This window comes from Bacteroidales bacterium (assembly GCA_014860585.1).
Lineage (GTDB): Bacteria > Bacteroidota > Bacteroidia > Bacteroidales > 4484-276 > RZYY01.
This window is the reverse complement of record JACZJL010000133.1, coordinates 1-13,868: the sequence shown is the minus strand read 5'-3', so window position 1 is coordinate 13,868 and position 13,868 is coordinate 1. Positions and strand designations below refer to the sequence as shown.

Sequence of the window (13,868 nt, the reverse complement as noted above, 5' to 3'; positions counted from 1 at the left end):
AAAAACTGGACTTCGATGGACTGAAAACGCTGGTGAAATGGGCAGAGGCTGAAGGCTGGAACCCTGGTGAGTATGATGCCGATGTGTTTTGGGCAACCGACCCGGATGGTTATTGGGGTTATTATTACCGGGGTGAACTGATTGCCGGAGGTTCGATTGTATCTTATAACAATGAATTTGGTTTTATGGGATTTTTTATTGTAAAACCGGAATACAGAACGAAAGGAATTGGACGACAGCTATGGCATCAACGGAGAAATAAGCTGCTGACACGATTAAAACAGGGGGCTTCAATTGGGATGGATGGCGTGGTGGCGATGCAGCCGTTTTACAAAAAAGGGGGATTTGAAACTGCTTTCAGAGATGAAAGATACGAAAGGCTTGGTTCTAACTTTCCCACCCATCCCAATATTTCAAAAATTGCTGCAGACGACTTCGACGCAGTTCTTGCCTACGATGAACAATGCTTCGGTTTTCAACGACCACAGTTTCTGATTCCCTGGCTCAATCAGCCTAACGTTCAAACTTTTAAATTCACAACCAATCAGCAACTACAGGGTTTTGCGATGATGAGAAAAGCAACTAAAGGATTTAAAATCTGTCCGCTCTTCGCTGATAATGAAATCATCGCAGAAGAACTTTACAAGGCTTGTTTAAGGAGTGCAATTGATGAACCAGTATATCTTGATATCCCAATGATCAATAACGCTGCTGTTGAGTTGGTCAAAAAGTACAACGCCACTTACGTTTTCGAATGCGCGCGGATGTATTACGGAAAGGCCCCGGAAATGGATATCCAAAAGGTTTTTGGGATCACCACCTTTGAACTGGGTTGAGTTTAAGTAGTGCCCGCCAGACAACTCCCTAAAATAGATTTTCAACGATTTATTTACCCCACCCTAAAGGGAGTAAATCGTTGAAAATCAATGCTCCCTTTAGGGCTGGGGCATTCAATGATTTTCAACATTAAGAGTTTTCTGGCGGGCACTAATTAGCATCGGATTAACGTCCAAAACAGATGAGTCAAGACCCTCATAATTTCTTCAAATCACTATTTATTACAGCCGATTGAAGGAATCATTCATCTTTTAAATAAAAAATCTAAATTTGCCCTAAAGATTTTGGTTTGGGGAGATCAAAAACTTTTTGATGCCTCTTCCATCAGTGGAAAAAATAATTTCAAATATTCGTCGATATGAAAAAACATACAATTAATTTCAGATCAGGAGGGCTTTTCGCGCTTTTGGTGCTTTTCGCTATTTTGGCGTTGGCATTTACACAGGTTTATGATAGGGAAGAAATCTCACAAAAGTATAGCATAGAAAGGGTATCAGGAACAAGTTTTGGCAATAACCCTGTGATCATTGGAACAGATACTGACTCGAGTATGGCGGTACCACTTGCCCCCTGGTGGGGATACTCATTCACGCAAACACTTTACCTGCAGTCGGAAATCAATGTTGTGGATAAAAGGATTTACCGGATTGGTTATCAATATGTGGGAGTGACTCCCGATCCTGATTTGCTTGTTGAGGTCTGGATGAGTCACACCGACCTCAATCAGATCACTGCTTCTTTGCCGCTTACCAACTTCACGAAAGTGTATGACGGGCAATATGTGGTTGAAATCGGCGGTGATTATTCCTTCATCGACATTGAACCCTTTTTTTACAACAACACCGACAACCTGATCATCACAATTATAGAGAAAAAACCCGGATACACTTCCCCTCAGGACATGTTTCTGAGTACGCCGGCATTATCTCCACCTGCACTTTGCATAGGTGCAAGGAACGACCAAACACCTTACGATCCCAACAATCTTCCGGCTGGGTCTGTGTATGAGGAACGGGCAAATATTATAATGATGGTGGAAGATGTACCAACTACACCGGAAGTCAAGGTAATTCCTGATTCGCTTAATTTCGGAGAAGTTGAGGCTACACAAACTGAAATTAGAACTGTAAAAGTGATGAACATCGGTGGAGGTGAGCTCGAAGTCTCGGGTGCTAATATCACCGATGATCATTTTACGCTGTTAGACGCTACCTTCCCAATAATACTGGGTCCTGGTGAGAGTCAACTGATCGACATTCAATTTTTACCGACTGACCCGGGATTGATTGAAGCCACCCTTACCTTTTTGGTTGATGAATCGGTTCCCGGCGGCAGAATTTGTGATTTAACCGGTCGAGGGCTCAGATTCGGCGTTTTGAGGGAAGGTTTTGAAGGTGAACTTTTTCCTCCATTGGGATGGAAAGTCTACGATAACAACAACGATGGAGAGGGATGGTTTCGCAACCTGACGACCGCACCTACTGGTCAGACTGTCCCTTACAACGGCATTGCAGCTGCCGGCCTGGATACTTATGCCGGTAGTCCCGGTCAGATCGGTTATGATGACTGGTTGATCACCCCTAAAATGATCTGGCAGGATGGCGATATTTTTAAATTTTTTATTAAACGACTGGCCAACCAGGATGGTCAGGTTTGGCGAATTTGCCTTTCGACGACAGGTGATTTGATTTCAAATTTCACCCCTTTTGATGTAATCACTGATCCTCCAATCACATACTCAGAAAAGAGCTATGATCTGAGCAGCCTTGGGTTGACCAACGGTTCAACCTTTTACATTGGATTCCAGTTCAACTCTTTATGGTGCTGGCCCGGTGTCATTGACGATGTGCTTGGTTCGGTAAAAGTGAGCTTCGACAACGATTTGATGGCGTTGGCATTTGCCGGTGATGATATCATCTACGAAAATACCACCAACAACTTTACCGCTGTTGTTGGAAATACGGGATTTAATAATGTTGGTGCAGGGGATTATCAAGTAAAAGCCTGCGCGATGGTGAATGGAGTAGAGACTATTTTTGGATCAGTGAATGGACAGGCTATATTAGCAGGAGAAAGCGTTGTACATACAATCCCGGTGACTATCCTTGAAACAGGCGTTTACGGCCTTTATTCGAAGGTTGTTTGGGGCGGCGATATGAATCCACAAAACAACACCAGTGAAGTGTTGCAGGTGGAAGTGATTGGTAGTTCCATTGTTGTTAAAAATATTGGAACTTATCCGTTGACTCCCCAGACGCCTTATTATAACCTGTATCCCATCAACTTCGATGATTTCAGGGGGGCCAGTCAGCACGAGTGCCTTTATTATCCAGGGGAACTGAATACTGGTGGCATTGTTACCCGCCTGAGCTACTACGCTGCCATCGGAACTTTTTTGCCACAGCGGAAAATTAAAGTCTGGATGACACAAACCGACCTGGCCAACTTCGATCAGGGGGCTATTCCTGCCTCAGAAATGACCCTGGTTTTTGATGGAGAGGTCACCTTTCAGGAGGGACTTGGACGGGTCAACTTTAATCTGACTCAACCATTCGTTTATACCGGAGGTAACGGCCTTGCAGTGATGGTCTATTATTATCAGGGAGGGAATCCTTACATTGTGGATGATGCCAATTTTGCCTATGAATATCTGGAGTATGGACCACTGCGCAACGGATTTGACAACTGGTACACGACCATTGACCCCAACAATTTATCACACATGGCTTATGTGCCCAGCTACCCTGTCACCAGCCTGATGTTTGATACCGGAGACGGACTTGGGAGTTTGTCGGGTAAAGTGTTATACCAGGAAAATTCAGCACCTGTTGAAGATGCACGTGCAGTAATTGAAAATCCTGCTTATCCAGAATCAGCGGCCGTTCTCTACACCAATGATTCAGGCGATTATAATGCGCCATTCGTTCTCGCCGGGGATAACCTGACTGTCACCATATCAAAATACGGATATACAGACATAATCATCGAAAATATCGATCTGGCACCAGGTGAATCCATCGTTTTACCCGATGCTTATCTTGTTACAAGGCCGTTGGTTGCCCTTTCGGGAAGTGTGCTGAAAAGCGATACTCAGGGACCCGCCGAAAATGCAACAGTCAGATTACTCGGTATGGATGATTACGAAACCACCACAAATGAAATCGGTGAGTTTGTTTTTGGAGAAATCTGGGGGCTGACAACCTATCAGCTCGAAATTACCCTTGATGGCTATCAAACCTACATCGCAGATATCGCTGTAGCTGACATCAGTTTGACACTCGATCCGGTGACTTTGCTTGAAAACGCACCTTCACCACATATGCTCACCGCACAAGAAGTCGGCACTGATGTACAGTTAACATGGTATGGGGCAGGCGCTCCTTTCCCCTACCAGTTCCGGTATGATGACGGAGTAGCGGTCGGAGTGCTGATTACCACCGGCTCACCTGAAATCATCGGAGGTTCGGCCTGGAAAAACAATTCGATCATCCATGCTGTGCAGTGGTTTACTTACCAATCAGGCACCTATCCGCCTTCACCTGAGGTGCTGGTTACCATCCTCGGATTAAACCCCGACGGCTCGCCCAACCCGAATGATCTGCTGTTTTCAAAGGGCCAGGTACCCAACAATTATGGTTGGAATACATTAACCCTAACAAACCCTGTGTATGCTCCTGATGGATTCTTTTTTGGCACTTCGGGCTACAGCAATTACACATTAATTGCCTATGACAACGGCGTTGGCGAACCCTGGGTCTGGCAGCCAATGACCCAATGGAGCAATGGAATGGGGGCTTATTACCCACTTGAAACGGTTACTTCTCCACCACTTTTCGGCAACATCTTTATGCGGGCTTCAGGACTGATTTATGAAAATGACCAACCTGAAAATTTCGATGTTGGCGCCCCCTTTGTCGTTAATATTGAAGGCAAAAACAATCCTTTTCTCTGTTTGCCCATCCAACCGATTGAAACTGGTGATCCTGAAGTGTCCAAAGAATTTGTTCTTCCGGCAAACCGCACTTTTGAGCACTACAATATTTATCGGAGATTGGTTGGAGAAGAGATCTGGGAACAAATAAATGACAGCCCTGTCAATGACACCACGTACATGGATAATGAGTGGATCGCACTTGAACCCGGTTATTACATTTACAGTGTGGAAGCTGAATACTCAAACGGGGTGAAATCCAACATGGCTTTATCAAATGTACTTCAAAAAGTGGCAACCCGAATAACTGAACCGCAATCTGTCTTTATTGAACTTTATCCAAACCCGTCTTCGGGGATTTTTAATCTTAAATCGGAGGAAAAAATGTTGCAACTCACCATTTACGATCACTCCGGCCAGATGGTTGCAGTCAGAAAAACTGAAGATTTCAACCTTCTTATTGATTTGTCACATCTCAAAAGTGGTGTTTATTTTCTCGAAATCGAAACCTCCAAGGATTTGATTAAAAGAAAGTTAGCGGTTATCAACAACTAGGTTGTGATGAGTATTGATGTGCGTTTATTCAAAACAAAGATCTGGCATCATAGCCTGGATTATTGATCTTTAACCCGCTTCACTTTTTGCTCCAGCAACATCAGATCGGCCAGGGCAATAGCGGTGGCGGCCTCAATCACAGGAGGGACGCGCAGGGCAATGCAGGCATCATGGCGTCCTTCAATTTTCAGCTCGTTCACCTTGCTATTTGCAAAATTAAAAGTGCTTTGTGCCTTGCCAATGCTCGAGGTGGGTTTCACGGCCACCCTGAAAACCAAATTATTTCCGTTGGTAATCCCTCCGTTGATACCACCGGCATGGTTGGTGGCTGTTTTGCCATTTGCAGAAATAATCGGGTCGTTGTGTTCGCTGCCACGCATGGACGCTGCCGCAAAACCGCTTCCGAACTCAATGCCTTTAATGGCCGGAATAGCAAAAACAAGATGACTGATCAGCGACTCTACTGAATCAAAAAATGGCTCTCCCAGGCCTACGGGTAAGTTTTTGGCAGTGCATTCAATCAGTCCTCCGACAGAATCTCTATCAGCCATTGCTTCTTCAATGGTTTGTTGAATATCTTCGCTACCGCCGGCTTTCAGGAGTTTTGATGAGATCGAAATGGGTTCGATGATTTTTTTGGCTATTACACCTGCTGCAACCAGCGCGACGGTCAGCCTTCCGGAAAAATGGCCTCCACCGGAGTAGTCGCCAAAGCCGCCGAACTTGTGCAACGCCACAAAATCGGCATGACCGGGGCGCGGCTGAGTCCGAAGGTTTTCGTAATCACCGGGTTTAATGTTGGCATTTTCAAAAATAATGGTCAATGGCGCCCCGGTGGTTATACCATTGAAAATCCCGCTCACAAACTGCGGTTCGTCGGCCTCAGTGCGGGGGGTTGTTCCTTTGGCGCCGCTTTTTCGCCGGTTAAGGTCTTCTAAAAAATCCTCCTCTGACACCTGCAACCCGGCAGGACAGCCATCAATCGTGACCCCGATGAATTTTCCATGAGACTCACCGAAAATACTGATCCTGAATAATCTGCCAAAAGAATTCATATTTTTTTGAATTAGATTTTTACACTAATGTTTGCCCCAACTGAGGACATGGTTTCGAAAAACTCAGGCCATGACTTAGCCACACATTCTGCCTGACTGATTGTCGTTTCTCCGGCGGCATTCAGCGCCATGATAGTTCCAGCCATAGCTATTCTGTGGTCAGAGTGTGAAGAAATAAGGTTCCCATGAATTTTTCCACCAGTGATCTTCATTTCGTTCTGTTGAATTGCGATGTTGACATTCATTTTGCTAAATTCTTCCATAAGGGCATTGGCACGATTGCTCTCTTTGTGAATTAACCGGTCAACGCCGTGTATTACAGAGACGCCGTCGCAATGTGCGGCAAGGACGGCTAGTGGCGGAAAAAGATCAGGGCAGTGGGTGGCATCAAACTCGAATGCTTTCAACTTTCCTGATTTAACAATGATTCCCTGATAATCTACAGTTATATTTGCCCCGGAGCTCTTCATTGCATTGAGAATTGCCCTGTCAGCTTGTTTGGAGGCTAAATCAAGTCCTGAAACGTGCAGTGTTCCATTGATAGCGCCGGCCACCAAAAGGAAAGCACCTCCACTCCAATCGCCCTCTGTTTGAAGGTCTGCGGGCTGATACTGTTGATTTCCATGAATAAAAAACCGTTTATACTCCTGATGTTCAATGCTGATGCCAAATGATTTCATGACTTCGAGGGTCAGATAGATATAAGGCCGGCTTTTCAGATTTTCCACAATCAGCACGGTATCCTCCTTTGCCAGCGGCAGCGCCATCAACAAACCCGAAACAAACTGAGAACTCTCCGATCCATCCGCAACCACAGTTCCCCCTCTTGCCGGTCCTGAGATTTTCATCGGAAGGGTCTGTGCTTCGGAAATTAACCGTACACCAAGCAGCTGAAGAGGTTCGGCGATGTTTCCCAATTTCCGTTTCAGCAGCGTTTTCTCACCGGTTATTGTCACTTCGTCATCGAACAATGAACCGATGGCGATCATGAGACGGGCAGCCAGCCCTGATTCGCCGCAATGAAATGTCCTTTTCCCTTTAAAATCCGGATTGCCAGAAATACTGATGTGATCGGCGTGAAACGTAACCTTAGCCCCCATTTCACCGGTAATATTCAACATGGCTCTCGCATCTTCACAAGTTGACGGATGGTAAATCTTGGATTCGCCATCAGCAAGCATGGCCGCTGCTACCAGTCGGATAAAATGACTTTTGGACGGCGGCGCCATGACAGCGCCCGAAAGTTTTGAAGGAAAAACAGTTGCTTTCATCTTGCTAAATCTTAATTTTTCGGATAATACTAAGTGGCAACTCTTCAACAACTGCTTCTCCAATGCTTTTCAACAGCACAAAATGGATGGCGTTATCCGCTCTTTTCTTATCTTTTTCTAAAGCCCGGAAAATAAGGTCAGGCTGAAGTGGCTGAGAGAGAGGAAGCTCCAGTTTCGTTAATAAATTGACAATTCGTTCCAAATCATTTTCGCTGAGGTAACCTTTATCTTTTGAAAACCTGGCTGCGATGACCATACCTATGCTCACAGCTTTCCCATGGCTGATCCCGGCAATTTTCTCGATGGCATGACCGAATGTATGTCCAAAGTTGAGTTTCCTGCGTTCGTCCGTCTCCTTTTCATCGCGATTCACGATGGCAGATTTAATCTCCACCGAACGTATTACCAGGTGCCCGATGACCTCCTCACGAAGGCTCATCACCGCTTCAGCGTTTTGCTCAATAAAATCGAACAGGACGGCATCGGCAAGCAGGGCATGTTTTGCGATTTCGGCCAGGCCGTTTGAAATCTCATTGCGGTCGAGGGTTTTCAGTACAACAGGGTCACAAATTACAAACTCTGGTTGATTAAAAACACCAATAATATTTTTGAAGCCATTAAAATTCACCCCGTTTTTTCCTCCAACACTTGCATCCACCTGCGAGAGCAGCGTTGTGCTGATAAAACCAAACCGGACGCCACGCATAAAAACAGAAGCCACAAAACCGGTAACATCGCAGACAATCCCTCCTCCAACACCAAGGATGAAGGTATTCCGGTCGGCATCCAATTCAAACAGCTTGGCAATGATGAGCTGAACAGTTTCGAGTGTTTTGTTGACTTCGCCCTGCCCGATGATCACCACAGGCAGATCATGCCAAAAGTGACCATAAAGATTTTGGACAACGTTATCAGTTATGATAATTGTCCTGCTGACGGGAATATATTTCCTGAAATTGGAAAGGCTTTCTCCGGTCAAAATTTGTGAACGGCCAGTTGTTCCCTGAATTTCAATGGTTGTCATCCGATTTGCCCTGATTTGTCGACGGTAAAGTTACTCCATTGTTCATAACTGCCATCTGCTTGTTGATGGATTCCTGGTGGATGGCGGTAAACATCCGGTCAATCAGGTCAGTGCTCAGGTTACGTTCAGCCCCTTTCTGCCTGATTTTGGTGATGATCTCATCCCATCGCGACGGTTGCAAAATGGTTACATTGTTCTGTTTTTTGTAAAGGCCAATCGTTTTTGACACCTCCATGCGCTGTTCAAGTAAATCGAGCAGTTCCTCATCGTATTTATCGATTTTTTGCCGAAGGGTTTCCAGGGTATGGATGAACTGTTCATCATCAGCATTCACTTTCCTTAGCTTCAGTCCGTGAATCAATTCCGCAAGAGCAAAAGGTGTTATTTGCTGTTTGGCATCGCTTAGGGCATTATCAGGATCATGATGTACTTCGATAATGAGGCCGTCGTAGTTGAGGTCCATCGCTTTTTGTGATACCCTTTTCAAGTCCCTGTGCCCGCAAATGTGGCTGGGATCGACCAGAATCGGCAAGGTTGGCAGACGACGTTTAAGTTCAATGGGCAACTGCCATAATGGATCATTGCGATAGGCCGATTTTTCATAAGTTGAAAATCCCCGGTGTATGGCGCCAATTCTCGATATCCCTGCCTGATGGATTCTTTCAACAGCGCCAATCCATAACTCCAGATCGGGATTAACCGGGTTTTTTACAAACACTATGACATCGGCGCCAGCAATCGTATTGGCAATTTCCTGCATGGCGAAAGGGTTTGCTGTAGTCCTGGCGCCAATCCAGAGAATGTCAACGCCATGTTTTAGTGCCTCATAGGCATGACGCTGGTTGGCGACTTCTGTTGCTATCAGCATTCCTGTTTCCTGTTTTACTTTCCGCAGCCAGGCAAGCCCCTTCTCCCCTACTCCTTCGAAACCGTTGGGGTGCGTTCGTGGCTTCCAGATTCCCGCCCGGAACACTTTGACTCCCTGATCTTTGAGCTGATGAGCAATATTGATTACCTGTTCCTCCGACTCGGCGCTGCAAGGTCCGGAGATGAGGAAAGGCCTCTCTTTTATTCCGATCCCCCAGTCCGTGATGGGTAAAAATTGAATTGTTTCCATATTTTGATTGATGTTTTACTGGTTATCAAGTGTTTGCTAATTCTCTGTAAACTAAAGGTAACCTTTTCTTTACCTGTTTTTACAATATCTTCTTAATCTTGTTTGCATTAACGATCATTTCGCTGATTTTATCGCTGTCCAGACCAGTTATTGCCTGTTTGAATTCATTCAGCTTTTCAATGTAAGTGTCGAGGACTTTTATCACATTATCAGCATTTTGGCTAAATATTGGCGACCACATTTCGGCGGAACTTTTGGCCAGGCGAACGGTTGAGTCAAACCCACCGCTGGCAAGATCAAAAATATGTTTTTCGTTTTTTTCCTGGTCTAGCACAGTCAGCGCCAGGGCGAATGAGCTGATGTGAGAAATATGTGAAACATAAGCAGCATGTCGGTCGTGGCTTGATGAATTCATGAAAACAGGTCGCATATTCAATGAATCATACATACGACGGACGGTTGCCAAGGCCCTGATACCCGTTTCATCAGTATCGCAAAAGATGACTGCTTTGCCGTCGAAAAGGCCTGGAAATGCAGCCCATGGGCCTGTAAACTCTGTTCCGGCCATCGGGTGAGAGGCTACATAATTTTGCCGCCTGGGATGATATTTCACCACCTGGCAAAGCAATTCCTTGGTGGAGCAGGTATCTGTCACGATTTGCTGGTCAATGCTGTCCAATATTTTTGGAAGCAGTTTCACCGTTGCATCAGCGGGGGTTGCAAGGATAATCAACCCACTCTGGCTGATGGCCTCATCCAGTCCGCAAATCTCATCCACCAATCCGATGTGCAGCGCCGTTTCAGCATGAAGCCTGTTGTTGTCAACACCAATGACGTTACCGGCAAATCCACGCTTTTTCAGGTCAATGGCCATCGAGCCGCCAATAAGTCCCAATCCAACTATAGAAATCTTCATATTTTCCAGCCTCTTAATTATTAAAACTTCCTATAACCCGCTCAATCACCTCCTCAAAAACTTCGGGTTTACTGCACAGCGAAACCCTTATAAATTGGTTTCCATTGGAACCAAAAATTCCACCCGGAGTAATAAAAACATTGTGTTTGTAAAGCAAATGATCGGAGCAGTCGTAACCATCAGCAAAGCCTTCAGGAATAAGCCCCCAAAGGAACATACCTGTCTGCTCGCTATCGTAATCAACAGCCATTGTATCGAACAGTTTACCGGCAAGGTTACGCCGTTTCGCATACTCAGCGTTGATCATGCTGTACCACTCCGGCGGGCTTTGCAGGGCTTTGATTGCCGCAAGCTGGATGGGCTTGTACATCCCGGAGTCCATGTTGCTTTTTACCGTTAGGATGTTTTTCAGGTAATCGGCTTGCCCTGACACCATCCCCATGCGGAAACCAGCCATATTGTGAGACTTACTCATCGAATTGAGTTCCAGCGCCACCTCCTTCGCCCCTTCTGCTGAAAAAATACTTAAAGGGTTGTCGTTCAGGATAAAGCTGTAGGGATTGTCGTTGCAGATGAGGATTTTTTTCTGTTTTGCAAAATGAATTAACTGATTGAAAAACTCCAGGTTTGCTTTAGCACCGCTCGGCATATTCGGATAATTGACCCACATCAGTTTAACACCAGTCAGATCCATATTTTCTATCTCCTCAAAATCAGGCAGCCAGCCATTTTCAGGCTTCAAATTATACTCCACCGGCATGGCGCCTACCAATCTTGTAACAGCCGCATAAGCCGGATAACCCGGGTTTGGAATCAACACGCCGTCACCAGGATTTAAAAATGCCATCGAAATGTGCATGATCCCTTCCTTAGAGCCCATTAATGGGAGAATCTCACCGCCAGGATCAAGTTCAATTCCAAAATATCTTTTGTACCAGCCGGCAAACGCTTCCCTGAGCGCCGGCAGTCCGGTGTAACTCTGGTAACCGTTACTCCCTTGCTTTTTACTCTGGGAAGCCATTTCATCAAGTACATCGTCGTGCGGCATCATATCGGGGCTGCCGATGCCGAGGTTCAGTACCTTTTTGCCCTGCCGCTTCAGCTCTTCAATTTCGCGTAGCTTGCTGGCAAAATAGTATTCAGTGACTGTATTTGTCCGTTCAGCAGGTTGGATGATCATATTGACTGTTTTTGGTGAATTGTTTCGAAAGTATCCGCGCCATGAGTATATTCCCCGAGGATGTGCATGTCGTCAACCAGAGGTTCGATGGCAGAAAGACATTGCCGGTAACGGTTGTAATCGGTAAAAGCCACATCCACATAAAAGAAATATTGCCACTCACGGCCAAGGATTGGAAGCGACTGAATCTTGGTCAGGTTGATATCATAAAAGGCGATGACACTCAGGATTTTGGCCAGGCTGCCGGTTTGATGCAATAAACTGAAACATAGCGATGCTTTATCAGGTTCCTGGCTACGCTTGATTTGAGTACCTTTCTTAGCCAGAATCAGAAAACGGGTAAAATTTCTTTTGTTGGTTTCAATCCCTTCTGCCAGGACATCGAGATGGAATGTTTCTGCTGCAAGGTGGCTGGCAATAGCGCCCCTGCCAGTTATACCTCCCTCGCTGATCTCACGGGCACTGATGGCTGTGTCCACCGATTCCACAAGTTTTATCCACGGAAAATCTTTAAAAAACAACCGGCATTGTGCAATGGCCATGTGGTGCGAATGAACTTCCCTGATGTCTTCAATCCTTTGTCCGGACAGGGCAAGCAGGTTCTGGGTAATCCTAAGGTAAACTTCGCCGACGATTTCGACCGGGTTTTCCTTTATCAGGGTATAGTTTTGAAGGATACTTCCCGCCACCGTATTTTCGATGGCAAAGCAACCATAAACCGATGTTTCAAAAACAAGGGAGTCAATAATTGCTTCAAATGTGTCGCAGGGCTGAATAGTGATTCCATTATTGAAGTACTTTCTGGAAGCGATCTCATGAAAAGAGGCTTCTCCGCCCTGGATGGCGATCTGAACGATTGGTTTCTGACTTCTTTTTTGTTCCATTTTACATAAAAAAAAGAGCCCCGTGAGTTACACGGGGCCCGATTTGTTTTGATAATATTATCTCACACAGCAAGCCCCGCCGGAGTTTCCGTAAAAATAAAAGTAAAAGTAAAAATTGCTGGCGCTGTGCATTTATTTCAGTATTTAATTGCGGCAAAGATATTGGAATATTTATTTATCCAACATTTTTTTGAAAAAATTATCACGAGAGTGTTTTATGATCGCCAATCAAAATGATAAACCTGGGACAGGAAGAACTTACTGGAAGACTTGACCAAAAAATAGCCCTGACAATCCCGCACGTGCGGGACTGTCAGGGCTGAAATTAAGAAAACCGGAAACTGTCGGGATTGCATTTCTAAGGCAGGTTGGAGCCTGCCATGATAGACCGGACGAGGCAGAGCCTCGTCCGAACGTACGTTCAGCTTAGGCTCCAGCCTAAGCTGCAATTATTTCTGCAGGCTCCTGCCTGCGATTCTGATTGTCAGGGATCAATCCATTGCAAATAAAGAAATAATGTTTGATGACTTGTGTAAACGGGGCTGAAATTAAGAAAACCGGAAATTGCCGGGATTGCTTTTCCCTGGCAGGCTGGAGCCTGCCATGATAGACCGGACGAGGCAGAGCCTCGTCCGAACGTACGTTCAGCTTAGGCTCCAGCCTAAGCTGAAATTATTTCTGCAGGCTCCTGCCTGCAATTCTGATTGTCAGGGTTTGGGGTTTTTTCTTTGGAATAAGGTTTTCTGATGCTATTCAGCCATTTTTAAAAATCTTAAATTGCCAGGATTGCTTTCATCGCTAACTAATCGAGAAAAAATTGGTTTCAATTTTGTTTGGGGAGTGAAAACCTCGATTGAAATGATAAGCTACAGAAATACAACAAGTTAAATTTTTTTTATCCGTTTACAAACGCTTACACCCGCTTAAGTCCGTTTACAAACGCAAGTAAATATTTATTTACCGAATCACCCCAATACCCCACCCTATCTTTGCTTCATAATTTTTTACTTAATGTTTAACCATAAATTTTAAATGTCATGAAAAGCTTAAGAAACAGTGTTCAGTTAATTGGGAACCTTGGAATGGACCCGGAAGTAA

At 45.2% G+C, this 13,868-nt stretch carries 9 protein-coding genes; 2 read left to right on the top strand and 7 right to left on the bottom strand.

Going from position 1 to position 13,868, the window contains the following annotated elements; all coding sequences use genetic code 11:
* Together IH598_13765 and IH598_13760 are read left to right on the top strand one after the other, a co-directional pair.
* The coding region (locus IH598_13765; GenBank protein ID MBE0639579.1) for a GNAT family N-acetyltransferase at positions 1-836 on the top strand (836 nt) is incomplete at its 5' end.
* Between the two features lie 359 nt (positions 837-1,195).
* Positions 1,196-5,323: a choice-of-anchor J domain-containing protein gene (locus IH598_13760; GenBank protein MBE0639578.1), complete on the top strand. Its 4,128-nt coding sequence runs from the start codon at positions 1,196-1,198 to the stop codon at positions 5,321-5,323.
* Positions 5,324-5,382: 59 nt separating this feature from the next.
* Here IH598_13760 and IH598_13755 read toward each other — a convergent pair whose 3' ends face one another.
* The 7 genes from IH598_13755 to IH598_13725 form a co-directional block, all read right to left on the bottom strand.
* Positions 5,383-6,378, bottom strand: coding sequence for a chorismate synthase (locus IH598_13755; protein ID MBE0639577.1), 996 nt, complete (start codon positions 6,376-6,378; stop codon positions 5,383-5,385).
* A gap of 11 nt (positions 6,379-6,389) precedes the next feature.
* Positions 6,390-7,649: a 3-phosphoshikimate 1-carboxyvinyltransferase gene (gene aroA, locus IH598_13750; GenBank protein MBE0639576.1), complete on the bottom strand. Its 1,260-nt coding sequence runs from the start codon at positions 7,647-7,649 to the stop codon at positions 6,390-6,392.
* A 4-nt stretch (positions 7,650-7,653) separates the two neighbouring features.
* Positions 7,654-8,673, bottom strand: a complete 1,020-nt coding sequence (gene aroB / locus IH598_13745) for a 3-dehydroquinate synthase (GenBank protein MBE0639575.1) — start codon at positions 8,671-8,673, stop codon at positions 7,654-7,656.
* Positions 8,660-9,790 carry a bifunctional 3-deoxy-7-phosphoheptulonate synthase/chorismate mutase type II gene (locus IH598_13740; protein ID MBE0639574.1) on the bottom strand — a complete coding sequence of 377 codons (1,131 nt, stop codon included), beginning with the start codon at positions 9,788-9,790 and terminating at the stop codon, positions 8,660-8,662. The genes aroB and IH598_13740 overlap by 14 nt, the downstream gene beginning before the upstream one ends.
* A gap of 79 nt (positions 9,791-9,869) precedes the next feature.
* Positions 9,870-10,715 (bottom strand): prephenate dehydrogenase, encoded by an 846-nt coding sequence (locus IH598_13735; protein MBE0639573.1) that lies wholly within the window; start codon positions 10,713-10,715, stop codon positions 9,870-9,872.
* A 4-nt stretch (positions 10,716-10,719) separates the two neighbouring features.
* Positions 10,720-11,886 (bottom strand): aminotransferase class I/II-fold pyridoxal phosphate-dependent enzyme, encoded by a 1,167-nt coding sequence (locus tag IH598_13730; GenBank protein MBE0639572.1) that lies wholly within the window; start codon positions 11,884-11,886, stop codon positions 10,720-10,722.
* A complete protein-coding gene (locus IH598_13725; GenBank protein MBE0639571.1) occupies positions 11,883-12,770 on the bottom strand; it encodes a prephenate dehydratase in 888 nt (295 codons plus the stop codon). The genes IH598_13730 and IH598_13725 overlap by 4 nt, the downstream gene beginning before the upstream one ends.
* Positions 12,771-13,868 lie beyond the last annotated feature (1,098 nt).